This window comes from Arcicella sp. GW822-FHT02H01 (genome assembly GCF_058802005.1).
The window spans coordinates 4,306,859-4,333,616 of the sequence record NZ_JBXANT010000001.1 but is presented as its reverse complement, the minus strand read 5'-3'; the positions used below and the strand labels follow the sequence as shown (position 1 = coordinate 4,333,616).

Here is a 26,758-nt window from a genome sequence, read left to right as displayed (position 1 = left end):
CTAATCACCAAAAAATTACTAATCACTCTATTACAATGTTTTAATCTTCATATTCTTAAACGATACATTATTGCCGTGGTCTTGAATAAGGATGTTTCCTTTTTCGCCCGCACCAAAGCCATTGTATTTCTCGTATTTACTTCTTGCAACTAAAGCCTTGAAAATATTACTATTACGTTCATATTCTACTACTTTGAAACCATTCAACCAATGTTGTACAATGTTGTTTGGATATACAATTACCCTCGCTTGGTTCCATTCGCCAATTTTACGTTGGAAACGCTTGTCTAATTTATACGAAGGAATCAAATCATATAAGCTACTCATCGTACGGTTTCCTACCGCGCCTAATTTTGCATCTGGGTGTTTTTCATCATCTAATACTTGATATTCTAAACCAATTCCAGATTTACCATTAGAATCAAAGGCTTCATTCACAAAGTATTTCACGCCTGAGTTCGCACCTTCTGTCAATTTAAAATCAAAAGTTAATTCAAATGCCCCGTACTGTTCGGTACTTACAATATCGTTGCCTGTTTCAGAGCCATCTGACGGACTAACATTGATTGTTCCATCAACTACTTTCCAGTGAATATCAGGCATTTTGTCTTGGTGAACGCCTCTCCAACCTGTGAAATCTTTACCATTGAATAATAATTTTACGCCTTGTGCTTTTTCCTGTGCAGATAAAGTATTTAACGTTAAATTAACCACTGGCGTATTATCCGTCGGGCGAGGCTTTAAATTTTCTGTTTGGATTCTGATGTTTTTCCAGCTTATTTCCATGCCTTCTTTCATGTCTCCATAAATAGAATGCACTTGCAAGGCGATAAAGCCTTTTGCTGTCATATCATCTACCAAATTAGCTACTGGTACATCGTTTACCCAAGTACGAATTACATTTCCGATGGCTTCGATACGATATTTATTCCACTGTCCGTGTAATTTAAAGGCTTTTTTACCTTCTGGGTTGATATTCGGAATATACAACCAGTCACGACGAGCTTCATCATAAATTCCACCCGACCACGCACGCTCTGAAGGGTCAACTTCTGCTTGATAGCCGTGTACTCTACCATTTTGATAATCTGGGCTCGACAAACTTCTGAATTGAATTCCAGAATTCATACCATCAGCTACTTTAAGCTCTAGTTCTAAAATAAAATCGCCATAATCGCTTTCGGTACATAAAAATGAATTAGGAGTATCCTTTACGGTAGTGCCTACAATTTCTCCATTTCTTACACTGTATTTAGCTTTCCCTCCTAATTGCTTGAAACCTTTCAAGGTTTTTCCATCAAACAAATTAGTCCATTTTTCTTTTTGAGCAAATGACGAAAAAGATAAAATACTGATAATGAATAAAATACTTAAAAACTTTTGTCTCATTGTTTTATTATAAAATTAGATTTAATGTTATAAAGAATACAACATAATTTTTATACTGGATTTTATGAAAGAATATTGGAGGGTCTGTAGGGTATGGATATTTTCTTTATACACAAGAATAAACATTACTATCATATTATTAGAATGTTCATGACAAAACATTGTATTTCTATCTGGCAGTTTTATAGATGTGTATCTAAACAAATTTGCCGAACGATTCCTTTTTATTTAATTTGATTTTCCCCAATATTAAATTTTACAGGTTTAAGTAGTTATTTAGACTAAATACAAAGTAATTATTGACTTTTAGTATTTTTAAAACTAGCTTTGTTCATTATTTATAATAAATCTAAATAAATATTCTTTTTAAAAGATTTGATTAAAAAAAATGAAGATTGTTTAGCCTATAATAGATGATAAAAAGAAGTAGTAAACATATTCCATCAGCATAAACAAAACGCTGTTTGTAGTGCGTATTTATATAAAAACTAACCATGAAACAACAATATACTTTTCGGAAATTCATTTATGATATTCACTTATGGCTTGGTTTACCTAGTGCTATTGTGTTATTAATCATGTGTTTGACGGGTACACTATATGTTTTCCAAAAAGATATTACGCAATGGGTAGATAAAGACAAATTCAAAATTCAGTTACAAGCAGGAACAACAATACTTCCTGTCAATCAATTAGCGAAAGCCGTTGCTAAGGAGAAAAACGGAAAAGTAACCCTTATTCAGGTTCCTCAAAATGCTGATGAAGCATGGACTTTTACCATCTTACCCAAAAAAGATAAAAAATCAGACAAAGCCAGTGACGATAAAAAAGTAATAAAGGCATCTAAAGGGAAAGGTGAAAACGAGAAAGAAGCTCCTAAACAAGAAAAAACAAAGAGTTATCTGGTAAATCCATATACGGGTGTAATTCAAGGCGATGCCCAAACGCCTACTGCTGAATTTTTCGCTACGGCTTTAAAATTGCACAGATGGCTGTTGATAGAAAACCATGATATTGGAGGAGTAATAACGGGCGTAGCATGTATCATGATGATTTTTCTACAAATCACGGGATTAATGTTGTGGGCACCTACCAAAATAAAAAACTGGGGAAAATTTAGTGCTTGGAAAGCGGGCTTCAAGATTAAAACAGATGCTAAATTCAAGCGTGTAAATTTTGATACACACAAGGCCTTAGGCTTTTATGCCTTTATTTTTGTTACGATAATGGCTTTGACGGGTCCTTACTTCGCCTTTACATGGTACAAAAATGCCTTTTCCCAAACATTGACTGGCAAAAAGCCTAGTCCAAAAGAAACTTCTGAACAATCTGTTTATATCAATGCTGAAACTAAACCATTGGCATTTGAGAAAATACTGGATAAATTAAATACTATTTATCCATACCAAGGCACTACCCGCATTACATTACCCAAAGATTCGTTAGGTACCGTGAATGTATTAAAGTATAAATCTGGTTTCTTAACTTCTGCGGGTCTCGACCGTGTGATATTAGACCAATATTCGGGCAAGGTAATTGTGCTAAACAGCTTTGCACAAAAAAGCCTTGGTGAAAAAATTGTATCCTCTGCCAAGCTTATTCACACTGGCGAATTGTTTGGTACTTTCTCTAAGATATTATATTTCATCGCTTGTCTAATCGCCACAAGTCTTCCAGTAACTGGCTTCTTGATTTGGTGGGGCAGAAATGGTTATGGCGCAAAAAAGAAAACATTAATCACTAACAAAAGTATGAAAGAGACTATTTCTTAATTGGAATATAGGTTGCTTTAACTTTTACCCAATCGGCAACCGCTCCTACCCTTCTCGTTCAGAGAAGTAAATCTCATCTAGTCATAAAAACTTCCCACTGAAAAAGATAGCAACTTTTACAGAGGCTGGAGAAGTCGTAGTTACAGGTGACGTTTCATTTATTTTTTACAGTTTTTCAACTATGAAAAACCTATCACAATCGTATTTTTAACAATTTAATCACCATGAAATATTTATTACTTTTTGCGTTGTTCTTGGCATCATTAACAGCTACTTTTGCCCAAAACACTGGGAATATAACAGGACGCATTACGTCTGTAGAGAGCCTTCCCTTGGAGCTTGTCTCTATCTCTATCAAGCAGTTGAACAAGGCAACCCTTACGAATGTTGATGGACAATACCAATTTGCTAATGTTGCAGCGGGTAATTATACCATCACCATTCAGATGCTTGGTTTAGCAGAAAAAAATATTGCTGTGGAAGTAAAAGCAGGTGAAACCGCTACACTTAACTACCAACTTACTGAAGAAAATATTCGTGCCTTACAAGAAGTAACAGTAGTAGGAAGTGCTAACAAGTTTTCTCATAAAGAAAGCGTATATATAGCAAGGTTACCCCTTAAAAACCTTGAAAACCCACAAGTATATAATACCATCCCGAAAGCATTGATTCAAGAACAAATGGCGCTTGACTTAGGAAGTATCGGTAAAAATGTGCCAGGGGCAGGCATTCCGATGTTGGCGAACCAAGGTAGAGTAACGTTCCGTTCAAGAGGTTTTGAAACAGAACCAAATGCCCGAAATGGTGTAGCTGGACAGGCTTTTTCTTCTATCGACCCTGCTAATATTGAACGAGTAGAAGCTATTAAAGGGCCATCTGCTACACTATTCGGTACGAGTGTATCAAGTAGTTATGGGGGACTTTACAACCGTGTTACCAAAAAGCCATACAATGGTTTTGGTGGCGAAGTAGGCTATTTTGGCGGAAGCTGGAATTACAACCGTTTGGTATTCGACATCAATACGCCTGCTAATGCAGATAAAACGGTATTATTCCGCTTAAATGGTGCGACTACTTTTGAAAAAAGTTTCCAAGATATGGGCTTTACCAATTCTTTGAGCTTGGCTCCTAGTTTCTCTTACCAAATCACAGACCGACTGGCTTTGTTGGTTGACGTAGAGCTTGGTAAGGCAGAAGCAACTTCGGTAGTGCGTTTTAACCCTTTTACGGGAAGTAACAAAACGCAATCGATTGTAGATATGAAGTTTCCTTACAACCGTTTATTTGGGGCAAATGACCTTACCTACCAAACGGAAATGATGAATATATTTGCCCAATTCAACTATAAGATTTCGGATAAATGGACTTCACAAACGATTATTTCTAGAGCACGCTCGTCTATCAATGGCTATATCTCAGCATTGAATGGCCGTTCAGATACAACATTAAGGGCATCCGTTATCAGAGGCTACACGGCTTTTATTGCAAATGATATTCAGCAAAACTTTATTGGTGATTTCCAAATTGGCAAATTCCGTAATAGATTGGTTGTTGGGTTAGACTATTACAATAACTCAAACTCGTTCGATAGACTTACTATCAACGGACCTACGCTTAATTTTGTCAATCCAGGAAATACGTATAAAATAACCAAACAAACCATAGACGGCTTGGCATCTACAGGAACTTTACGTGCAGAAAACAATGGTGATAATACCTACGCAATGTATGCCTCTGATGTATTCAATGTTAACGACAGATTGATGGCGATGCTTAGTTTAAGGGTAGACCGTTATTTCAACCAAGGTGTGTATAACATCAATACGGCCGTGACTACTGGTACTTACAATCAGACTACGCTTTCTCCTAAATTAGGCTTAGTCTATCAATTGGTAAAAGATAGAGTTTCGTTGTTTGGTAACTACATGAATGGCTTTTTCAATAGAAATGGCTCGGATGCACAAGGAAATCCATTTAAGCCAGAACAGGCTAACCAACTTGAATATGGTGTGAAGGCAGATGTGTTAAACCATAAATTAGTAGGAACCATTAGTTATTATGATATTCAGGTAAAGGATGTGTTAAGAATAGATCCAAAGGATGCTAATTATTCAATCCAAGATGGTACGCAAGAAAGCAAAGGGGTAGAAATTGAGCTTACGGCTACGCCATTTACAGGTTTCAACATCGTAGCGGGCTATGCTTACAACGATAGTAAATATACCAAAGCAGATGAAACTGTTCAAGGATTACGCCCTGCTTTGTCTGGTCCTCCAAGAACCCTTAATTTCTGGGTTAGCTATCGTCTTTCAAAAGGAAACTTGAAAGGTTTAGGTCTTGGTTTTGGGGGTAACTCAGGTAGTTCTTCTTTCCAGACAAATACACAAAAAGCCAAGGTTATTATACCTTCTTATACCATGTTTGATACTACTGTTTTTTATGACCACAGCAAATTTCGTATAGGTTTTAAAGTTGATAACTTAACAAGCGAGCAAGCTTGGTCAGTACGTTTAACACCACAAGCACCTGCTAAATTTACAGGAAATGTTACGTTGAAGTTTTAGTAGGTAGCAACAAAAACTTTATTCTTCAAAGAAATAGGGTCAAACCATAATCCCTAGCGAGGTACTTAAGTGCCTCGCTAAGGATTATGATTTAATAACAATTAATAATCACCAGAACTTCCACCAAGGTTTTTTGGTCTCAGGTAAATTGGTAATCATTATTAATATTGTTCTTATCATATTCGCCATGAAAAATACCCCTGCTTGGCGTAGTGTTTACTTTTTCAAAGGATGCCCCAGCCAAATCATTATCAAAGGCATTAATAAAAAAGGTATTTCGATTAAAGCCGTTTTTATATTATTGGTATTTAATGCCATAGCCATAATTAGCAAAATGACAATAGCATTCAGTAAATTACCTGCAAAATAGGTTTGAGGAAATAACACTAACAAACATATCGCTAATGACACTACACCTATCGGTAAAACAAATCCTTGACTTAAACCGATGTCAGATAGCATCTTTGTTTCTTCGGGTTTCATGCTCATCGTAAGAGCAGACCATGCATGTTTGGCATTTAAAAACACTGTAATGGCTATCAAGATTCCGCTAATGATTTTCATATTTATTGCTTTTTGTTTGATTGTAACTATAACACAAAGATTATACTTTAGAAACAAAATATCCTTGCGAAAATCAAAGGAGGATTTGCAAAAAACAAAGAAAAAACAATTCAACTAAACCTTTGCTTAAATTAGTGTTTCACAACATTAAGCAAGGGATTATTTGCATTCACAAGAGTTATAAGTGTTTTCAATGATAGTAGAAGTATTTTTTAAAAAATCTCCCTTTTTTATACTAATAGAGATTAGACCTTTCTCATAAAACTTCTTAGAAAAAGTAAATTCAAAAAACGACATAGAGTTGTTGCTTGAATCATAATAAATAGTATTATTTTGATCTCCTAAACTTTCAAAAAGCTTTACATTCCCATTCTTTAGATTTATTAACAAGTATGCATTTAAAAGAGTATTCGCTTTAGTTGCTCCTGATATTCTAGATTTTATAATTAAAAAGTCATTTTTAGTATCATTTACTCTGTACGTATTCATATTCTCATCTGTAAGGATAATATTAAAGAATCTATCTATCTCTTTGCCTCCATAAACTTTTTTGTGCCCTTTTACCTTGATTTTCTTTTTCAATTCATCAAACTCAATATCATTAACTTTAGCCTTTTTTAATTTCAAAAAGACAATATTATATTGACCTACAAACTTTTTTATACAACAATCAAAGTCTTGAGTTATTTTAGATGAAGTTTCCCTGTTGTGAATACATAAATTGACAATAGGGATGTTTGACAATATTTTACTGTGATTTGTAAACAGTAAAAATACAGTAACCAAAATAGTATATATCTTTTTCATTTACTTATAATTGTTTGTTTGCTTTTTTTACCCCCGCTTGGCGTAGTGTTTCACTACGTCAGTGTGAACTGCAATGTTAAATTGCAAAAATGCAACGCATTTTATACGTTTGTCCAGTTCTGGACTCTGCGTATTACTAGACGCTGCGTTCTAAGAACGCTTGACTCCCTGACGTAGTGAAATACTACGCTTAGCGAAGGGACAGTCTCTAATTTCCTACTATTGCTTGCGAAAATCAAAGGAGGATTTGCAAAAAACAAAGAAAAAAAATAATTTAACTAAACCCTAAAATTGATTGGGGAAAAGGTAGTCTGACGCTTGAAAAAATTAGAGAAATGGGCTACTTCTTCAAATCCTAACGAATTGGATATTTCAGAAATATTCCAGTTGGTTTGTTTTAGTAAATATTTGGCTTCTTGGGTTATTCTACTTGCTATTAGGTAGGTTGTAGTTTTGCCAGTATGTTCCTTTAAAATAGTATTAAGGTGATTCACGTGTATTGCCAAACGGTCGGCATAATCTTTGGCAAAACGTAATTGTAATTGCTGTTGTGGTGATTCAATTGGGAACTGTCTTTCTAATAATTCTATAAACAAAGAGACTACCCTTGTTGAAGCATTTTGGGCTGAATATAAAATGGTGGCTGGTTGTAATTTTTGTCCATAATGGATTAGTTCAATCACATAATTACGGAGTAAATCATATTTAAAAGCATAGTTTGAATTGATTTCCTTATGCATTTTCTTGAAAATTGCTTCAATTTCTAAATGGTCTTCGTCCGACAATTGAAATACAGGATAGCCATTTGCTTTAAAAATAGGCAATTCATCTAACACAACCCCACTTTTACTTTTCAATAAAAACTCTTCTGTAAAAACGCAAAAATGCCCCGCTTGGTCAAAGTTTACAGGTTCCCAATGATATGGAATTTTGGGTGTAGCAAACAAAAGGGCATTCTTTTCAATATTAATTACTTTATCAGCATATTCTGCTCGATTTTGCCCACTAATCAGACTGATTTTATAGTACGCTCGACGGTTGTAAGGCATTATTTTCTTTTCCTTCATTTTTTCAAATAAAGCCTCCACATCAAAGACATTAAAATGTCCAATTTCTTTACTGATTCCATCTGGTAGTAAAGTGTTAATTTCGCGATAAAATTCTTCTATGGATGTCGATTTCATATCCTACTTAATTTGCAAAATTCAAAAGTAGAATAAAAAGCCGAATACTTAAAATCAAAATATAAAGATTAGTAATATCATCATGTTTGTGTATAATGATAAGTGCTTTTTTTGAGTAGGTTCTGCCCTTGTTGGAGTTGTCTCCATAACCGTCAGGCTAAGAGTTGATAATGTCTTTTGTGTAAGGTTTGTATAGTTTTGGCTGAATCTTTTTTTTCTCTTTTTTAGCTCTTATCCATAATTCTTCAAAAATACATTTCAACCATTTCTTCAGTCCTGACATTTGTTTTCGGAGATAGCCCCACAATACATTTAAGTTTTTTTTACAATTTTGTAAGCTTTCCATTCGCTAAGTTCAAAGTCTATCTTCTCTTCAATGAAATCATTAAAAAGGGTTTGAATATATCCACTTAATAGAATAGAGATTAGCTTTCCATAGAGGTAGCATTCAAATCGAGCAATGCTCATTTTTCCTATTTTATTAATTTCAAAAACACTCTTCCAAATTTTAAAAAGTAGCTCAATTTGCCATCTAAGCCTATAAAAAGGATATATCTGTTTTGTTTTCAGTAATTCCTGTGGTGCATTTGTGATAAAAATATTATAATACGCCAATTCCTTTTTGAAATCAGAGTTTTCATAGAGCCTTTTCTTATTTTTTGACTGGTATTTCTCTTTACTTTCATACTTCTTTAGACGTTTTTGAGCAATCTCTTCTGGTATTTTTTGTAAATGTAAACGCACTTTGAGTTTATCCTTAGCACTACCTAAATATACCTCTTTATCAAAATCATCTCCTTGTATTTGATTGAAAACATCAGCCCAATCTAATGCTACATATTCTCCTTGAATATCTTTGGTATAGAGACAGGTTCCTACTTTGTATCTACTAATAAAGAAGCCTCCTTTTTGAGCAATGCTTGTAAAATGAGCTAATTTGTAATAGCCTAAGTCCATTAGATGTAAATCGTTAGCAGAAACATCTATACCTTTTTGATTCAACCAATCGGTATCTGTTTCTCTCCCATTGCGAAAATCTAACTTAAGTATCTTACCACTTAATAAATCAAAATCGTGTTGGATTTTAATAACACTACCTGTGGTATCTCCCGCATTGCCTTGATAGTAAGTTGCTAAATCAGGAGGCAATTGAAAACTTGTAGCATCTCGTAAAATAATACGTTTAAACCCACTAGCAAAATGTTCTTTATTCCTTGAAGCTGACAAAATCGTTTCAAAAACCATTTCAAAGCACTTTCGCATAAGGCTAACTCCATGAATATTAAAACGCTCATCTAGAGATTGCTTAGTCAGTTTAACTCCAAAAATCTTAAATAATGCTGTCCCTAAATCATTTAGACTATCCATTTTACCATTATTGACCAAACAAGTATTCAATTGTAAAAACATCCAAGCACTTAAACGTGATGTACTTCTTTCTATAAATTTCACTTCCCTGCCTAATCGCTCAATACTTTCTGCTTTAAAAAAATTACATAAATCCCTGAAACAAGTTGATGATAAGTCTATATCATTGAAATCATGTTTTTTCATTCAGCAAAGATAATATTTTTTACTTAGCCTGACGGCTATGGAGTTGTCTCCAACAAGATTTGGCGGAAGCAACATACCAACTTACAAGTTATATTTTTCACTTTACCTTTGAAGCGTTGCTTACGCATGAGCTGTGGGTGAAAACACCCACAATGGCGGAAAAAAATCCATTATAAATCGGTCAGAAAACCGATTTATAATGGATAGTTATAGTTCCGTTAGGAAGACTATTATTAAATAAACATTCCTCCAGATACTTCTATTCTTTGTGCATTTATCCATCTGGCTTCGTCTGAACATAAAAAGGCAACCACACCGCCAATGTCATCAGGTAGTCCAGCTCTACCTAATGCTGTTACAGAAGCTACAAAACTATTCATGGCGGCATTGTCTCTTACACCACCTCCACCAAAATCTGTTTCGATAGCACCTGGGGCAACAATGTTGGCAGTAATGCCTCTTGACCCTAATTCTTTTGCCAAATACCTTGTAAAGGTTTCAACTGCGCCTTTCATAGAAGCATATGCGGCAGCACCAGGAATTGAAAAACGTGCTAAACCACTTGAAATATTAACGATACGTCCACCATCATTAAGTAATGCTAATGCTTTTTGTGTTAAAAAGAACACACCTTTAAAGTGTATGTTCATCAGTGAGTCAAACTGTTCTTCAGTATTGTCGGCGATTGGGGTATGCAAACCAGTACCAGCATTGTTGACAAGGAAATCAAAATGAGTTGTGTTAAATGTGTCACTTAATACAGTAGTGATATTTGCAAAAAAAGCATCAAACGATTTGATGTCACCTGTATTTAACTGAAGGGCTACTGCTTTTTGTCCTAAGGTTTCAATTTCGGCAATTACTTTTTGGGCTTCTGTTACATTCGTATGATAAGTAATTATTACATCAATCCCTTTTTTGGCCATGCTTAAAGCCATATTTTTACCTAAGCCTCTGCTTCCCCCTGTTATCAAGGCAATTTTATTCTTTGTATCCATTTTGTTGTTTTATTTTAATGATACAAAGTTGAGACAAAAAGTAGCCATTCTGTTTGCAAAAAACAAAGTAAGGTTTGCGAAAATCAAAGATTGAAATTTACAAATATCATTGTAAGTATTAATAGCAAAACTTTAGGCATTTACGCATTTTTTGAAATATAAGGCTTTAAAATTGGAGTGATTTTGAATAGTTCAGAAAAGGGAAATTTTATTTATGATGATAAAGGTAGGTTGAACAAGACTATCAGGAGATTGTAAATTTTTGTTTAAAAAATAAGTAGGTTCAGCAAAGGGTTAATAAGATAATCCTCAAAATCCTTTCCTATTAGCTGGTGACTTAAGTCCTATTGATTACCCACATCTTTTAAAAAAGTTGAAATGAAGATGTAATTTTTGATAAAATTGTTTCAAATAGGCTTAAATCGCCTTTCAAATCGAGCTTTGGTCGCCTCATGTCACAGCCTGACTACGTGAATCTCTTATCCCTAGCGAGGGACTTAAGTCCCTCGCTAGGGATAAGAGATTGATTGTTAGTTATATACTTGTGGGTAATCAGTAGGACTTAAGTCACCAGCTAATAGGAAAGAATTGAAATTAAACTGTAGCGTATACCGCTCAAAACTCATCACTTATAATTCATCACTCAAAGCCCCACCTTCCCATCTGCCCAATACGGTTGGGTATAGATGTTTTTGCTAGATACACCTTTGTCTTTTAGTGCTTTCCTGAAATTTTGGATTGATTTGGCATTACCCATCAAATAAAAAAAACCGTTCTGCCACAATTCCCAAATTTTATCGTCCAGTTTGTTTAAAGTCTCAATGGCAAACTCAGCTCTGTTGACTGATTTGGGGACGGTATCCACCATCAATCCTAACGATTTTGGCACTTCTAATGATGTGTTGTCTAGTTCTAAAATACCTAGATAATTGTTTTCACTATGATTGATTTCGTCTTTGATACTTTTAAACACGCTAATGCAAGATTCATCTCCAAAAAAGAATTGATATTTTGCTTCCTGTTTATAAATATTAAAGCCTCGGGGCAAACCAACGGTTACTTGGTCACCTTGTTGTATATTTTCTATAAAATGACTTCCTGGTCCATTGCTGTGAACATGGAAAATCACTTCAAATGTCCCTAAGTCACTATCCCATTTACTGGGTGTGTAATTGCGGTAATTGGTATCATCTATTCTAATGATGATGGCTTGTCCAATTTTGAATTTCACTTGTGGAAATACTCCCTTAAACGTAACGATTTTTACGCTGGGACTTGGCATGACAGTTGAAACAACGTTTACTTTGCAGATTTTACTACTAAACGTTAACTCCATAAAGTCGCCTATTATTTTGGGTATCGACGGCATATTTTTCTTGTATTAATTCTCTTACAAAATTGATACAAAAACAGCAATAGATGGTTGAATAGGCAAGGGAGATGATAGGACTATTCACGGAATTTATTCCGAAATCCAAGAGGGGTTTCTTTACTTATTTTTTTGAATAGCCTTGAAAAATAGGAATGGTCTTTAAAGCCTAAATCATAGGCAATTTCTTTTACTTCATTTTCGGTGTAATACAAAAGCCTTTGTGCTTCCAAAAGCATTGCGTTTTGTAACCAATATGTGACAGATTTCCCTGTCGTTAAACTCACACAGTCGTTCAGATGCGTAGTGCTAATGTTTAGTTTTTTAGCAAAAAAAGAAGGGCTTTCTAAAAAATTGTTTTTAGAAATTAACTTTTTGAAATTGGTAGTAATTAATGACGATTGATTTTTACGTTCAGGCGTAGGTATTTCTGACGATTGAAATAAATTTGAGAAATGGTACACCAAAGCATTAAAAAGTCCATTGATAATTTGTCCTTTGTATGATTGTTGTTTGATAAAAGCACTATTCAATAAAGCAATGTTTGCCATCAAGTCTCCTTGTAGTGGTTCTTCTATCCTTTTTGCTTGTTCAGAAATTTTCAAATTTTGAAAGATTTCTGAACAAAGATTGGGAATTAAAAATGGAGCAATGCTGATAAAATACCCTGCGGAACCTGCTGATACTTGTTGGACAGCATGAATCTGAAAGGGCTTCATCAAAAGCACACTTGGTGCTTCTATTTCAATATTAACGGTATCACACTCCATGATTACAGAGCCACTTGTGATGACAAAAAAAATAAAGAAATCGTCTCGATGTCTTCCCTTTTTATTATCATGAGAATCAACATCGTCCACAGACAATTTTGCGATATAAATACCTCCAATGGCTTCACTACTTTGATTAAAAATGGGTATATCGCGTTTCATTTTCAATATTATATTATTAAAATCTGTCTTTAAGTAGCTAAAGTAATGGTTTATTATCAAAGCTAAAAGGGGGTATCTGATAGCCTTAATTTTAATAACTCTAGCGCTTGGCGTAGTGACTACGCCAAGCGTGAGTTTTTCATAGTTTAATACTCAGATGTTGAAAAGACTATTCTACTCCTTTCACTTGCATTTGTAAAGTATAAATCGATTCTGATGCCGTAATAAATAATGTTTTGCGGTCTTTACCTCCAAAACAAATATTGCCTACCCAATTAGATGGCACTGGAATATTGCCCAATTTTACCCCTTGAGAATTATAAATAGTAACGCCTTTCCCCGTCAAATATAAATTCCCTTGGTTATCTAACGTCATTCCATCTGAGCCCATTGGAGCAAAAAGTTGTCGATTTGCTAATGTTCCATCATTATTTATCTCATACTTATACGTTTTAGAAGCACCAATATCAGCTACATACAAATACTTTCCGTCGGGCGTGCCAACAATACCATTAGGTTTTTTTAGGTCAGCATCTACTTCTATGGGTTGACTAGCTCCTTTGGCTAAATAATATACTTTTTGTCCTTCGATGTCTGGCTTTTGTCTTACCCAATAATCACGCTGATAATAGGGGTCAGTAAAATAAATACCGCCTTTGGTATCAATCCATAAATCATTCGGGCCATTGGCTTTATGACCTTTGATATTATCTAACAATACGGTTTTCTCTCCTTTTAAATTAATAGCCCATAGCTCGTTATTCTCGTCGGCACAGGAGATAATGTTACCTTTTTTATCAAAATACAAGCCATTAGAACGCCCCGATTTTTCCATAAAAAGGGTCAATTTACCATCAGTGCTATACTTCCAAATTTTATCGTTAGGCTGGTCGGTAAAATAGATATTGCCTTTTTTATCCACTGCTGGGCCTTCGGTAAATGTAAATTGTTTGGATACTTGCACTAGCACAGCCCCTTTTTTAATGAGATTCAAAGAAGAAATATCATCATTCGACTGTGCCAACAATAACTGATTTGACAACAAGAGTACAGCAAGAATATGGCTAAACTTTATCATATATTTGGGGATTGTTTATACTAAAAAAGCAAGTTACAGATTTGCAACTTGCTTTCTGGAAAGATTTATATGGTTTGGAGTGATTTAAAAATCAAAAAGCAACATGAGAGGACATAATTAACGGTAAGTAGGAACTATGAAAATATTATTAAGCAAAAAATTGCGTATTTGCAGACAGAGTCTGCATTTTATCTATCGTTCCAAGTCTAAAAAGACTTGGAACAGCAAGGGTTTGGAATAGCAAGGAGTGCACATAACGATTTGGGTATTGCCGAAGGCGAGATTTTCAGTACTAAAGTTCTATCAAAGAACTGAAGTTGACCCTTGCACAAATGTCCAATCAAAACCGTTTCTCCCCGCTTTTGACAATAACTTGTTATGTGATATTTTTTATTTTATTCGGTGAAGTTGGGCTAAATATTTTTTGCACATTCTTTCGTCTCTTTTGTCATATAATGATTTTCTAACACCATAATAACCACCCCCAACAATACTTAATCCTCCTAAAATTTCTTTTATGTATTCTTGATTTAATGCATTTGAATTTTGAACTAAAGTATAAAAAGTAAGAGGTATAGTTGCAATGTCAATTCCTAATTTGATTATTTCTCTTATTATTTCATTGAAAGTGTAGTTATAGTTGTCAATAAATTGCTGTTCTGATATTCCATTTCCAATTGAATTTTCAACTATGTCAATTTGGGAATTAAAACTTTTAATTAATTCTCTATTATTATTTCTAAATTCTATTAGTGTTTCAAAAGGAATATCTCCAATGTTCTTAGGAACTTGAAGTTTTATGATACCACGAATGAATTTATCGCGAACATTTGTATTTGTTGACTTTATCTGAGCATAACTTGTATATCTGTCATACTCTAAATTATCAGTTATAATGTTACCGTTTCGTTCAAAAGCGATTTCTTTTGCCAAGTGTGTCATATATAAAAAAGCAAGACTCTTTGGCAACATTATCCCATCAGAATTTCTTTGTCCGATTTTCTCGCTCTCACAAAACTCAGCCCAAGAATACGAAAATTTTTCTCCATAAATTTGATAATCCCATATATGAGGATTTTTCCAATCTCTATAAACATTGATTCTATTGAAGAGAAAACTTGATTCATAAGTTTTCTTTAAAATTTTTTCTACTTCATTAATTGCTTTCAATGATGCTTGCTCGCCTTGATTATATTCTGGAGAAAAAAAATCTACTAAATCGGTTTCATTCTGAAGTTTTCGATAATCATCACTAATTAGATGTTGTCGATTATAAGGAATAATACTTTCAAACTTGTCCAAATATAGAATCGAAAATTTTAACCATCCGTTTTCTGGGGGTTCAAAATTTGGATAATAGATGTATTTTTTCATTGGAGTAATGTTTTCTTAAAATGTCACATAACTCGCTAATATGCGAAAGTCTTGTAGTACTTTTTGTATTGTTAGAATATTTACTTTTACTATCTAAAGTAATAATTTATTTTCTTTCCCCAAACACCTTACAAATTTTAAATTCAATAATTCAATAAAGATATATGATTATGTCATATTACAGTTCTTTTTACTTTATGACCATTCCATCTAACAAGATGCTTATTGAAACAAACAAGATAAGTAATATGTCAAACTTAAATAAAAATCTTACAGCTGATAGCTCAAGATTTTTACTGTTCTTGCTCGATGCTACCTACAACCACATGAAAACTATTTTAAAATAATTGAAACCACAAGTTAATTATATAAAATGTATAGTCATTAACTTTCAGATAGTTGAAGTTCGATGGCTGTAAAAACAAAGAGGTCAAAAGCTAACTTTTGACCTCTTTGTTTATTTAAAAAAAACGCTCTATAACCTCTTACATCCTCGTTTTAAATATATCAATATCCCGGATTTTGAGTTAAGGCTTTATTAATGTCTCTTTCAGATTGAGGAATTGGCCATAATTCATTTTTCCCAGCAACAAAAGCCCTCTTTTGATACAATAAAAAGCCCTGAGCATCTACGGGATAATCCTTATAAGTAGCTGGAGAATTGGTAAGTTTCATCCCTGTAAACTGTCCGTTTAGCTCCGTTGCAGCAGTACCCCACCTCAGTATATCGTAATAATGAATACCCTCAAATGCCAATTCTACTTTGCGTTCTCTTCTTATGATTGTCCTCAATAAATTAGCGTCTGTAACGGTTACTGGAGGCATATTAACAGTAGCTCTACCCCTAACCTTATTGATGGTTGCATCTAATAATGTTTGATTGATAGCATCTCCCGCTTCTACTTTTGATTCAAGATAACTTAAAAGTACCTCCGCATAGCGAATCAAGGTAAAGTTACCGCCATAGTTCATTAAATTTCCTGCAAACGTAGAATCCATGTATTTATTAATACAATAGCCACTCCAGTTGTATCTACTCATTCTATCAGGTGAATTAGATTCTGGTCTTGAAACATACTTAACCCCTTTAAATACGGTGCGGTCGGATATCATTATCGTTTGGTCGAGCCTTGGGTCACGATTATCGTATGGGGCATTCGGATTATACAAGGGAGATTCCTCAACCGTTTTACCATCAATACATTCATAAGATTGTACTAATTCGTTATAGGGAGAGAACTGGTGCCACCCTCCGTAACTTTCTGGATAAAGATATTGCAACATTACGTGTCCATAAGTATCCTCGTGATATTGTGAAGCCAAAATTATCTCATTACTACTCTCTCCAGTTTGAATAAACAACTTTTTAAAACCACCCTGTTCTATCGAATAAACGCCGCTATCCAAGATTTTTTTATACGTTGCCGCCGCATCACTCCATTTTTTTTCTGCCATTTGTACTCTTCCCAGCATCGCTAAGGCAGCTCCTGCCGTAATACGCCCCATTTCGCTACTAGGACGAGTAGCTGGCAACATTATAGCACTTTCCTTTAATTCATTTTCAACAAATGTCCATACTTCGGCTTTAGCAGTTCTGGTTATTGAATTAGCTTCGGTTACCGTCAGTAAATGTTTAGGCAAGGGGATGTCGCCAAAGTACAATGCCAGATTGAACAAAGAATATGCCCTTAAAGTGCGTACTTCGGCTTTTATTGTATTCTTTTTAGTCTGATCAAAAGATATTGCATCAATATGATCTAAAAAATTATTGCATTTAGCAATTTTACTATACGTATTAGACCAAATACTGCTTGTTACCCAATACGAAGCATTCAATGTACCATCGGTAACATGATCTGGAATTAGCTCTTTTTCAGAACCTAGTCCTGCCATTAAATCAAGGTAAAGCACCGCACGTGCATTCCAAAAATCCTCACCAGACCACCCTGCCCCAATGTTGTAACATCCAACTAAGGCCAGATTAGCATCCTTTTCTGTTTTCCAGAAAGTTCCATCAGAGATAGAATCAAGAGGCTGTTTATCAAAATAATCATTCTTACAAGCCGAAATGGAAAAGAAAAGTAAAAAGACCAATCCTATTTTGAAAGGGGGCAATGTTGTATATATATTATTGAATTTCATGTCTTTCAATTGTTTAGTAAAAAATATGTCAGAATAATTTAGAATGATACATTTACACCAAAAGTATAAACACTTGTGAGCGGATAGAATCCACCATTTTGTGCCATTTCGGGGTCCCAACCTTGGTAATATGAATTAATTGAAAGGAGGTTTTGTCCACTAAAATATATTCTGAGCCTACTTATCTTCATTTGTTCTATCAATTTATTACTGAAACTATAACCTACTTGTAGATTTTTGAGTCTTGCAAAACTTGCATCTCTGTTCCAGTAAGTAGATGATTGAATAATACCACTACCCTCGTTTAGGCTTGTTAACTTTGGATACAGCGCATTTGGATTAGGGTTTTCCGTAGTCCAACGATTTTCTACTTGCCATCTCTGTATTTGTCCTCCGTTGAAGAAAGCAAATGCTTGATAGTTATTCATCTGCTTTTTCCATCCTGCAAGTCCTTGAATTAATACTGACAAATCAAATCCTTTATAATTGGCTGTAAGGGTAAGTCCAAAATTATATTTAGGAACGGTATTGCCTATAAAAGTTCTATCGTAAGTAGCATCTACTTTGCCATCAGGCACACCATCAGGGCCACTAATATCTTTGAATCTTATAAAACCAGGCTCTGCTGAATAGGGTTGTTTTGGATAAGTAGCCACATCATTAGCATCTTTAAATAACCCGTCGGCTATATACCCATAAGTTACCCCTAGTGGCTGTCCTACAAATAAATTAGCACTGATATTTTGCTGGAGACCATTGGCTAATTCTGTTACTTTATTATTAACAATCGTAAAATTTGGCGATACCCCTAGTTTAAATTTCCCAATGGTTGTTCGGTAATTTAGACTTGCCTCAAAACCAGTATTCTCTACCCCACCAATGTTTACTGGAGAGGTACTAAGCCCTAAAGTAGCTGAACTTGCTATGCTATAAAGCACACCCGAAGTTTGTTTTTTGAAGACCCCTAAGGTAAAATCTAGCTTGCCTTTCCATAAACTTGCATCTATTCCAATATCAGTGGTAGTGGTGGTTTCCCAAGTAATATCTGCATTGCTAAGTCTGCTACTGGCAGCACCAGAAACCAATACGCCGCCAATAGAATAGTTCTGCCCAAGAGAAACAATATTTTGATAAGGGTAGGTACCTACATTCTGATTACCTAATTTACCCCAACTAGCTCTTACCTTTAGGTTGTCTATCCAAAGTACATTTTTCAAAAAATCTTCTTCAGAAATTATCCAACCTGCTGAAAATGAAGGAAAATAACCCCATCTACCTTTTTCGGGGAAACGTGAGGTAGCATCTGAGCGAATATTTGCTTCAAATAAATATCGGTCGTTGTAGATATAGTTAACCCTACTAAAAAAAGAACGCATTGACCAAGCTGAAGCTGAACCTGAATTGCTCATCCCTGTAGCCGAACCTGCATTTAGTTCATATAAGGTATTGGTGGGAAAATCTTTCCGATAAGCCGACATCCCTAGGTCGTCATATTGTTCCTGAGAAACACCCCCTAATATTGTGAAGGAATGCTTGTTGATTTGCTTGGTATAGGTAGCAAGCGATTGAAGGGTTAATTGCTGTCCTTGTCCTGTTGATATACTTAAATTATTAGGACCGACCGTCTTGAAAGCATTAAATACAAAATCTGAGGCATAATCTTTATTATAGTAACTCCAATAGTTATACCCAACCTTTCCACTCAACGTAAAACCTTTGAATAACTCCCATGCAATTTCGGTACTACCTAAAAAATATTTGTTGGTACCTTTGTAAAAAGATTCACTAGACATCCAAGCCTCTGGACTGTAATTGTCTTGATACCCATACGTTCCATCAGATTTTTTCCCTGCAAAAATAGGTGCTTCACGCACGGCAAAGTTAATCATGTGGTTCATTCCTCCCTCGTAGTGTCTGGGCGAATGGTTTTCTGAAGTATATCCTGATAGGCTTACCTTTAACGTAAGGTTATCTTTAATTTTACTATCGGTATTTAATAGAAAATTATACTTTGAATAGCCATTTTTAGCTACTATACCATCTTGTTGAAGATACCCTAGCGACAATAAATAACGTGTTTTATCATTCCCCCCCATAAAACTCATATTATGGTTGGTCTGAAAGCCATTACCAGAAGTTAGTAGGTTTTTAAGATGTGGGACATTCGGATAATTGTCTGGATCTGACCCATTTCTAAATTTTTCAATTTCAGCATCCGTATAAGACAAACCAGCACCAGCATTCACATTTGCTTCATTTCTAAGTTTAGCAAACTCCCACGATTCAACAAAATCAGGAAGTTGAGTAGGTTTTTGCCAGCCCGCATAGCTATTGTAACTAACCTGCATTTTTCCATTTTCTCCTCGCTTTGTTTCAATCAATATTACTCCGTTGGCAGCCCTACTACCATACATGGCAGCCGAAGCGGCATCTTTTAAAACAGAGATACTTTTAATATTGTTAGGGTCTACGTCATTAATAGAAGTTGCTAAACCATCTACCAAAATTAAAGGGCCACCCCCTGCACCATACGAACCTATCCCTCTAATAGTAATACTAGCACCATTATTACCGGGCTGTCCAGAACCCTGCGACACTGAAACGCCAGTGGCTAAACCTGCTAAAGCTTGGGATGATTGTGTGATGGGTCTATCTGCAATTTCCTTTGACGACACTGTTGAAACAGAGCCTGTTAAATTTACTTTTTTCTGAGTACCATATCCTACTACGACAACTTCATCCAAATTTAATTGATCTACAACCAATTGAACTTTCATATCGGAAGTCTTACCTACTAAGATTTCTTGCTTTTTATAGCCTATAAATGAGAAAACCAAAATGCTATTATTGTCAGGGACGCTAATATTAAATTTGCCCTTATCATCCGTTACTCCTCCTCTGGTTGTTCCTTTTATCGTAATGCTTACTCCCACTAAAGGCTCTCCTTTTTCATCGGTTACGGTTCCTGTTATATTTTGCTCTTGAAGCTCTAATTGAGGTTCAAGACTTTGGTCGTTTTTTTCGATGCTGACATTACTCTTCTTCAACAGAATACGTTCGCCCTGAATTTCATAACTGATGCTTAGTGGCGTGAATAGTTCTTTTAAGACATCTCTTAATTCACGATTCTTGGCCACTATGCTAATTTTTCGTTTAGCACTAATATTCTTTGGGCTATAGAAAAAATTGATTTTCGCAGCATTTTCCAACGCTGAAAGTGCTTCCGACAATCCTTTTTCTTCGATACGCACAGTTATCTTTTGTTGCAGTATATCTTGTCCGCTTACCTCACTAGCATACGATAACGTAGTGAAGACAATAGCAATTAATATCTGTCCAGCTGAAATTTTCATAATGGATAGCAACGTTGCTAACGTTAATAGATTTTTTTTCATAAATTGTACTGTTTTTGTTGTTTTGGAAAAATTGGCAAAAATATTCCCTAACACTTCTTCCTAAGGAAGTGTTTGATTCGCGTCTGGAAGGGAATGGTATCAAGTCGATAAATGGTGAGAACATTTATCGGCTTTTCTTTTTTTCAGGAGGAATTGGTAATACGTTTTTTCATAATTGAGATATTTTTTGAGTTAGAGTATTTATAATTGAGTTACAGTATTTACAATATTGCTTAATTTAATTAATGAGGGAAAACAAATCCTTTTATTTCAAAGTCCTTACTTTTCTTGTCTTGACACAAGAAAAGTAACCGCGCGGCGGACCGCAAAAGAAAGTCAAGAATTTATAATCGCATCGGCGAACCGACTCGCTATCGCTCAAACAGTATAAATTCATTAAATGCTGACGCATGAATAATAGAAAAATTTTGGTTGTAAAACCTTTAAAATTTCTAAGCAAATTCAATATCAATTATTTGTCACTAAACAATCATTCGCATCCTTTTCCTGATACAATAATCTGGGCATCAACTACTTGGTAATCTATTCCTGTAATTTTGGCAATACTGTTTAGTTTATCAAACATGGTTTCATCTGATAGATTTCCGTTGATGGTGCATTCTTCAAAAAGGTTTTCATCATAAATTATTTTAATGCCATAAGCCTTTTCTAAATCGGTAAATACTTTGGCTAGCGAGGCATTCTTGTAGATAAATACTTGTTTTTGTAAAGCTGTAGTCAGTATGGTTGGTGTAGTAACTATTTTCTTCATCAATTTGGCGGTGGATGATGAGTAAATGGCCTCTTGGTTGGGTGTCACGACAATGCCGTTTGCTTCTGAAAAATGAATGCCTTTTTCAACCGTTTTTGATTCTAACTGCGAAACCACCGAAACCCTCCCTGTTTTCACGACTACTCTTTCCTCTTCTATTTCGGGGTTTGCTTTAATGGTAAAACTTGTACCCAGTACTTTGGTAATTAACTTTTTGGTGTAAATCAAAAATGGTCTTTTAGGATTTTTGGTTACTTCAAAAAAAGCTTCTCCTACCAAAAACACTTCTCGCTTATCTGCTTCAAAAACTTTGGGGTAACGAATCTTAGCATTTTTTTCCAATACTATTTCCGACCCGTCAGTCATCATCACGTGCATAGGTTGGTCAGCCGTATTTTCTTTTTCGACAAACTCTGCACCATCATTACGGGCTGATAATTGTGGAATATCAAATATTTTGTCAGCTTCTTTTTGATAATTCATCCACCAGCCTACGCCAATTAATAGGATGACAGATGCTGCCAATTGCCAAAGGTATCTTCCCCAGTTGTTTGATTTTTCTGAAACTTCAATTTCTGATGCTACACCCTGCCAGATTTTTGCGACAGAAGCATCTTCATCGATGGAGGTATTTTGAATAGAGGCAAGCGTTTTTATCATTGATTTCGCCTCCATTATCATGGTTTCTTTTTCAGGATTCTCGTGTAGAAAATCCTGAAAAAATTCATTCGTATGTTTATCAGGATTTTGTACCCAGCGACAAAAAAAATCATCTTTGACAAAATCTATGGTATCGAATTTAGAGTAGTTCATAGTATATGTGTGAGTTAATTATAGAATGACAAGGACAACAAAAATATATCCTATTTTTTGTATAAATTTTTACATTTAATTTATACAAAAAAGTTAAGTCCTAATAAATCAGCGATTTATCTAATCAAAAAATTAAAAATAAACAGCAGAAAATGTGCCGGGAAGTGGATAGACTGGCGTAAAGCATACAATGCTTTTTGGATAAGATTGCCTACAGAGGCATAATTAAGCTCCATCATTTCTGCGATTTGGGCATTCGAGAATTGATGGAAAAATTTTAAATTAATGACTTCTCGCTGGCGTTGCGATAATTGTCCGAAGGCTTTTTCAAGTCTTTCTAATTGTTCTTTTTGATTTTCTTCTTCAATCATTAGCCCTTCGAAAGATGCTTCAAACAATGCTTCCAGATTCTCTTCTATTTCATCAGCATGTTTAGTGAAGTCATACTTTACCGTCCGCATCAATTTGTTTTTGAGGGAGCGAAACAAATAAAACTTAATAGAATCGGTATCAGAAAGGTTTTCTCTACTTTGCCATAGCTCCAAAAAAATATCTTGGATACAATCTTCCACTACGGTAAGGTTTGAAGAAATCTTAAGAGTAATACCATAGTTTAACAAAGGCTTGGCATATAGCTGATAAATTTTGGCAAAGGCTTTCTTATCACCTTTTTTGAAGGTTTGCCAAAGTACTAAATCATCGCTATGGAAAGGTTTGATTGCCAAATGGATTGAAAGATTTTAATGCCTATCGCTAAGAATATATTTAATAAAACTCATTGTGTCGTGTTGACACAAGTAATAAGGTATAAATAGTAAAATATACTGATAAAATTATCATTTTTTTATATAATAATGTCAAAATAGATAATTTTCAGACAAGCATTAAAAAATAGAGCCAAAAAGTATAACTCTTTGGCTCTAGCTACTATTATTTCAATCAAATTAATTTTATTATAAGGTGGTTTTTTTATTAATCTCAAACCGTGGTCTGTGGCACATAGAACACAATACTTAGCTTTTTTGATTGATAAAATCATCAATATTTAGCTTTGTTCTGTGTGCCACAGACCACGGTTGTAAACACTTATCCCTAGCGAGGGACTTAAGTCCCTCGCTAGGGATAAGTGTTTTTGATTTCACCTTTGTTGGTGTTTTTAATCCCAATTAAAATGCTCAATTTTTATGCCGTTGTTGGTGTTTGTTAACCAGCAACATTGGCGACAGCAACGCTTTACTCGATTTGTTGGTGGAAAAACACCAACAAAGGCATAAAAAACAAAAAACCGCTTATACGCAATGTATAAGCGGTTTTAAGGAGTGGAGACGGAGAGATTCGAACTCTCGTCCAGACAAGGAACTCGATAGCTTTCTTCACGTTTAGTCTTGATTATTTTTTCGAGATAGGCAGGGTTCAAGCCAGACCTTAATCTATCCTTATCCTCTCTGTACTAAATGTTTGCTTAGAGAAATCACAACATTCGACTCTGCGTTTCGACACCCCGTATCCCAGCGGCAGAGTTTAGCCGAGTGGGGTGTGGCGAATAGCTCCAACTCCGTTGATAACTATCCAAAACGAAATCCCTTAAGGATTAAGCTGCCATGGCATACTGAGTATTGCCGGTTGTTTTTCGGACTAATTTTTAACAGGAGATCAGACCAACTCCCGACGTGCTTACCACCGACCTGCACAAGCTGTCAATACCGGTCGCCCCCATTTATTCAATGAGTGTACAAAGATAATAGTTTTTTTGGAAAAAAGCTATCAGCTTTCGGATGTCGGCTTTCAGATTTTATGAAATATAAATTATATTGATAGCTTAATTTAAGCTGAAATCCGACGACAGAAAGCTGATAGCTTATCTAAATCCTCACACTAATTCCACCAAACAAGAATCTTCCCGAAGCGGGTTCAAAGTATCTATTCGCTGTGGCGTTGATTTGTACGTTCGCATTGTAAATAGTATTACTTAAGTTATTTACCCCTACAAAAGGTTCAAGGACTAAATGACCGATTGACTTTCGATAGCCCAATCTGACATTGGCAGTAAAATAACCATCATTAGTAACGGTATTGGCATCATCGGCAAAGATTTTACTGATACTTCTTAACTGAGCAATCGTGAAAAATCCTGATTTGGTAAAGTACCTGAACTCTGCATAAATATTATGTTTCGGAATACCTGGTAAGGTATTTCCGTCGAATTTCCCTACAGTAGTCTGGTATTCTTTGTAAGCAAAAGCCGAGTAGGTATAGTTCAAATAAGTCGTTAACCCTGCCATTATTTTATAGGTGATACCCGCTTCTATGCCTTTGCGATTAGATAATCCTGCATTTCTAAAAAACGTTCTACCTGCTTGTCCTGCTAGTTGGTAAGGTACAATTTCGTCTTGCACTTCAATGGTAAACAAAGCTAAATCTACCCTTAGTTTTTTGTTTAAAATGCCTTTGTAACCTACCTCGAAATTTCTTGATTTTTGCGGACTTAACTCAGGGTTGAAACCTCCCGTGGCCTGTGGATTATTGGATAATTCATTCAAAGAGGGCGTTTCAAAACTACTGGAGATATTGGTATAAATGGATTGATTGGCACTAGGTGAAAATGAAAAGCCGAGCATCGGACTGAATCGCTGAAATGATTGTGTAGCCGACTGGTCGCCATCGCTTTGAAATTTATCCGAAACCTTTAATTGAATATCATCAAAGCGAGTATTCAACGAAAGCCTAAATTTCGGACTGAACGTATATTCTTGCAAAATAAATGCTCCTACGTTGCTAAATTCTTCTATTTGGTCTAACCTCAGCGTACTTCTTTCTCCTTTTTTATTATCATATCTTTGTCGATTATCTTGCTGATTTTCAAGATCAACACCTGCTTTTAGCCTGTATTTTTTATCGGTAAACTGATAGTTAAACCCTCCACCCGAAAAATCTCTTTTAAAGACTATTTGTCCACTCGCTTCAAAAGCTTGCTGATTACTAAAATCTCTATTCAAATAAAACCCTCTTGCACTAATTTGGTGTTTTTCGCCAATTTTTTGGTCATAAATCAAGGCAAATTTGGCTTGTTTAAAAGTCTCATAAGCGTTGTAATCCAAATTGGTCTGGCGAGCCTGCTGTCTGTTTTTATCAATTTCTGCTAGGGTCAATCCTCCTGGGTCTTCTGCTTTGGGGCTATCTACATAGCTCATCAAAACGGTCAGGTTTATTTTGTCCGAAAACTTATAAATCAATTTTCCATTCAAGAAATTACGCTCCAAAGCACTATGGTCACGATAACCCGTACTCGTGAGCCTAGAAGCATTGACGAAATAGATTACTTTCCCAATCTCCTGCCCTGTTTTAAATTGAAGACGCTGAAAACCAAAAGAGCCAAAAGTGCTTTGAGCCTCCGCAAAAAACTGTTTCGGAGTTTCAGAAAAAAGGCTAATAACTCCCCCCGAAGCATTGCCATACAACCCTGCTGTAGGGCCTTTGATTACTTCTACACGTTCCATCAAGCCCATATCTAAATTACCTACTTTGGCAGTGCCGTCTGGGATAGATTCTGGAATACCATCCATCACTACCTTCAACCCACGAATACCGAAGGATGCCCTTGCTCCAAATCCCCGAATAGAAATGCGTAAATCCTGAGCAAAGTTTTCGGAGTTCATCGCAAAAACCCCAGGCACCGCTCCAAGGGCATCAAACATCGAAAGCTTGGATTGTCCTGTTTGTAAACGTGCTTGGTCGATAACGGAGACGGCCAGAGGAGTTTGAATATCTTTTCCTACAAAACGTGACGAGCTGATAACTACGGGCTGGAGTTCAGTAACTTTTAGGCTAGAGTCTGTCTGAGCCCATAAAGTAAATGTATTCAGCAACAGGATTATCGGTAAAAATCTTTTCATGGCAGAGTTTTTCAGAAAGATAACGCAAAAAGCCTAAAACTTTGGCAGGGCTTAAGGGTAAATAATAGCCTCAAAAAAGACGTTTGTTCTTACGGTTATCATTTATTGTATCTTTGTTTTCTCAAAAGTGTAACTGTAATCGTCACCGTTATGTTTGC

At 35.3% G+C, this 26,758-nt stretch carries 17 protein-coding genes and 1 other RNA gene; 2 read left to right on the top strand and 16 right to left on the bottom strand.

Annotated elements, in window-relative coordinates; all coding sequences use genetic code 11:
* Positions 1-30 precede the first annotated feature (30 nt).
* Positions 31-1,389: a 3-keto-disaccharide hydrolase gene (locus AC1RNE_RS18000; protein ID WP_492802792.1), complete on the bottom strand. Its 1,359-nt coding sequence runs from the start codon at positions 1,387-1,389 to the stop codon at positions 31-33.
* 494 nt (positions 1,390-1,883) lie between these two features.
* On the opposite strand from AC1RNE_RS18000, the gene AC1RNE_RS17995 reads away from it, so the two are divergent.
* Positions 1,884-3,161, top strand: a complete 1,278-nt coding sequence (locus AC1RNE_RS17995) for a PepSY-associated TM helix domain-containing protein (protein ID WP_492802790.1) — start codon at positions 1,884-1,886, stop codon at positions 3,159-3,161.
* A 224-nt stretch (positions 3,162-3,385) separates the two neighbouring features.
* Positions 3,386-5,725 carry a TonB-dependent receptor domain-containing protein gene (locus AC1RNE_RS17990; RefSeq protein WP_492802788.1) on the top strand — a complete coding sequence of 780 codons (2,340 nt, stop codon included), beginning with the start codon at positions 3,386-3,388 and terminating at the stop codon, positions 5,723-5,725.
* Between the two features lie 216 nt (positions 5,726-5,941).
* Here AC1RNE_RS17990 and AC1RNE_RS17985 read toward each other — a convergent pair whose 3' ends face one another.
* The 15 genes from AC1RNE_RS17985 to AC1RNE_RS17915 all read right to left on the bottom strand — a co-directional run bounded on the left by AC1RNE_RS17985 (position 5,942) and on the right by AC1RNE_RS17915 (position 26,600).
* A complete protein-coding gene (locus tag AC1RNE_RS17985; protein WP_492802786.1) occupies positions 5,942-6,289 on the bottom strand; it encodes a hypothetical protein in 348 nt (115 codons plus the stop codon).
* Positions 6,290-6,448: 159 nt separating this feature from the next.
* Complete coding sequence (locus tag AC1RNE_RS17980) at positions 6,449-7,096, bottom strand: hypothetical protein (protein ID WP_492802784.1); 648 nt, start codon at positions 7,094-7,096, stop codon at positions 6,449-6,451.
* Positions 7,097-7,374: 278 nt separating this feature from the next.
* On the bottom strand, positions 7,375-8,280 hold the full coding sequence (locus AC1RNE_RS17975; protein WP_492802783.1) for a helix-turn-helix domain-containing protein: 906 nt from the start codon (positions 8,278-8,280) through the stop codon (positions 7,375-7,377).
* A gap of 312 nt (positions 8,281-8,592) precedes the next feature.
* Positions 8,593-9,834, bottom strand: coding sequence for an IS4 family transposase (locus AC1RNE_RS17970; RefSeq protein ID WP_492802782.1), 1,242 nt, complete (start codon positions 9,832-9,834; stop codon positions 8,593-8,595).
* Positions 9,835-10,067: 233 nt separating this feature from the next.
* Positions 10,068-10,832 (bottom strand): SDR family NAD(P)-dependent oxidoreductase, encoded by a 765-nt coding sequence (locus AC1RNE_RS17965; protein ID WP_492802781.1) that lies wholly within the window; start codon positions 10,830-10,832, stop codon positions 10,068-10,070.
* A gap of 643 nt (positions 10,833-11,475) precedes the next feature.
* On the bottom strand, positions 11,476-12,168 hold the full coding sequence (locus AC1RNE_RS17960; RefSeq protein ID WP_492802779.1) for a siderophore-interacting protein: 693 nt from the start codon (positions 12,166-12,168) through the stop codon (positions 11,476-11,478).
* A 113-nt stretch (positions 12,169-12,281) separates the two neighbouring features.
* Positions 12,282-13,133, bottom strand: a complete 852-nt coding sequence (locus tag AC1RNE_RS17955; RefSeq protein WP_492802777.1) for an AraC family transcriptional regulator — start codon at positions 13,131-13,133, stop codon at positions 12,282-12,284.
* Between the two features lie 169 nt (positions 13,134-13,302).
* On the bottom strand, positions 13,303-14,211 hold the full coding sequence (locus tag AC1RNE_RS17950; RefSeq protein WP_492802775.1) for an SMP-30/gluconolactonase/LRE family protein: 909 nt from the start codon (positions 14,209-14,211) through the stop codon (positions 13,303-13,305).
* Between the two features lie 390 nt (positions 14,212-14,601).
* On the bottom strand, positions 14,602-15,585 hold the full coding sequence (locus tag AC1RNE_RS17945; RefSeq protein ID WP_492802774.1) for a hypothetical protein: 984 nt from the start codon (positions 15,583-15,585) through the stop codon (positions 14,602-14,604).
* A gap of 507 nt (positions 15,586-16,092) precedes the next feature.
* Positions 16,093-17,727 carry a RagB/SusD family nutrient uptake outer membrane protein gene (locus AC1RNE_RS17940; protein WP_492802772.1) on the bottom strand — a complete coding sequence of 545 codons (1,635 nt, stop codon included), beginning with the start codon at positions 17,725-17,727 and terminating at the stop codon, positions 16,093-16,095.
* Between the two features lie 38 nt (positions 17,728-17,765).
* Complete coding sequence (locus AC1RNE_RS17935) at positions 17,766-21,122, bottom strand: TonB-dependent receptor (protein ID WP_492802771.1); 3,357 nt, start codon at positions 21,120-21,122, stop codon at positions 17,766-17,768.
* A gap of 490 nt (positions 21,123-21,612) precedes the next feature.
* Positions 21,613-22,707: a FecR family protein gene (locus AC1RNE_RS17930; RefSeq protein WP_492802769.1), complete on the bottom strand. Its 1,095-nt coding sequence runs from the start codon at positions 22,705-22,707 to the stop codon at positions 21,613-21,615.
* A gap of 116 nt (positions 22,708-22,823) precedes the next feature.
* Positions 22,824-23,432, bottom strand: coding sequence for an RNA polymerase sigma factor (locus tag AC1RNE_RS17925; protein WP_492802768.1), 609 nt, complete (start codon positions 23,430-23,432; stop codon positions 22,824-22,826).
* A gap of 592 nt (positions 23,433-24,024) precedes the next feature.
* Positions 24,025-24,422: a transfer-messenger RNA gene (gene ssrA / locus AC1RNE_RS17920) on the bottom strand.
* 147 nt (positions 24,423-24,569) lie between these two features.
* Positions 24,570-26,600: a TonB-dependent receptor family protein gene (locus tag AC1RNE_RS17915; protein WP_492802766.1), complete on the bottom strand. Its 2,031-nt coding sequence runs from the start codon at positions 26,598-26,600 to the stop codon at positions 24,570-24,572.
* Positions 26,601-26,758 lie beyond the last annotated feature (158 nt).

What these genes read in the sequence shown, in the direction of transcription:
- AC1RNE_RS18000 (WP_492802792.1), bottom strand. Translation starts at nt 1,389, where the DNA reads ATGAGACAAAAGTTTTTAAGTATTTTATTCATTATCAGTATTTTATCT.
- AC1RNE_RS17995 (WP_492802790.1), top strand. Translation starts at nt 1,884, where the DNA reads ATGAAACAACAATATACTTTTCGGAAATTCATTTATGATATTCACTTA.
- AC1RNE_RS17990 (WP_492802788.1), top strand. Translation starts at nt 3,386, where the DNA reads ATGAAATATTTATTACTTTTTGCGTTGTTCTTGGCATCATTAACAGCT.
- AC1RNE_RS17985 (WP_492802786.1), bottom strand. Translation starts at nt 6,289, where the DNA reads ATGAAAATCATTAGCGGAATCTTGATAGCCATTACAGTGTTTTTAAAT.
- AC1RNE_RS17980 (WP_492802784.1), bottom strand. Translation starts at nt 7,096, where the DNA reads ATGAAAAAGATATATACTATTTTGGTTACTGTATTTTTACTGTTTACA.
- AC1RNE_RS17975 (WP_492802783.1), bottom strand. Translation starts at nt 8,280, where the DNA reads ATGAAATCGACATCCATAGAAGAATTTTATCGCGAAATTAACACTTTA.
- AC1RNE_RS17970 (WP_492802782.1), bottom strand. Translation starts at nt 9,834, where the DNA reads ATGAAAAAACATGATTTCAATGATATAGACTTATCATCAACTTGTTTC.
- AC1RNE_RS17965 (WP_492802781.1), bottom strand. Translation starts at nt 10,832, where the DNA reads ATGGATACAAAGAATAAAATTGCCTTGATAACAGGGGGAAGCAGAGGC.
- AC1RNE_RS17960 (WP_492802779.1), bottom strand. Translation starts at nt 12,168, where the DNA reads ATGGAGTTAACGTTTAGTAGTAAAATCTGCAAAGTAAACGTTGTTTCA.
- AC1RNE_RS17955 (WP_492802777.1), bottom strand. Translation starts at nt 13,133, where the DNA reads ATGAAACGCGATATACCCATTTTTAATCAAAGTAGTGAAGCCATTGGA.
- AC1RNE_RS17950 (WP_492802775.1), bottom strand. Translation starts at nt 14,211, where the DNA reads ATGATAAAGTTTAGCCATATTCTTGCTGTACTCTTGTTGTCAAATCAG.
- AC1RNE_RS17945 (WP_492802774.1), bottom strand. Translation starts at nt 15,585, where the DNA reads ATGAAAAAATACATCTATTATCCAAATTTTGAACCCCCAGAAAACGGA.
- AC1RNE_RS17940 (WP_492802772.1), bottom strand. Translation starts at nt 17,727, where the DNA reads ATGAAATTCAATAATATATATACAACATTGCCCCCTTTCAAAATAGGA.
- AC1RNE_RS17935 (WP_492802771.1), bottom strand. Translation starts at nt 21,122, where the DNA reads ATGAAAAAAAATCTATTAACGTTAGCAACGTTGCTATCCATTATGAAA.
- AC1RNE_RS17930 (WP_492802769.1), bottom strand. Translation starts at nt 22,707, where the DNA reads ATGAACTACTCTAAATTCGATACCATAGATTTTGTCAAAGATGATTTT.
- AC1RNE_RS17915 (WP_492802766.1), bottom strand. Translation starts at nt 26,600, where the DNA reads ATGAAAAGATTTTTACCGATAATCCTGTTGCTGAATACATTTACTTTA.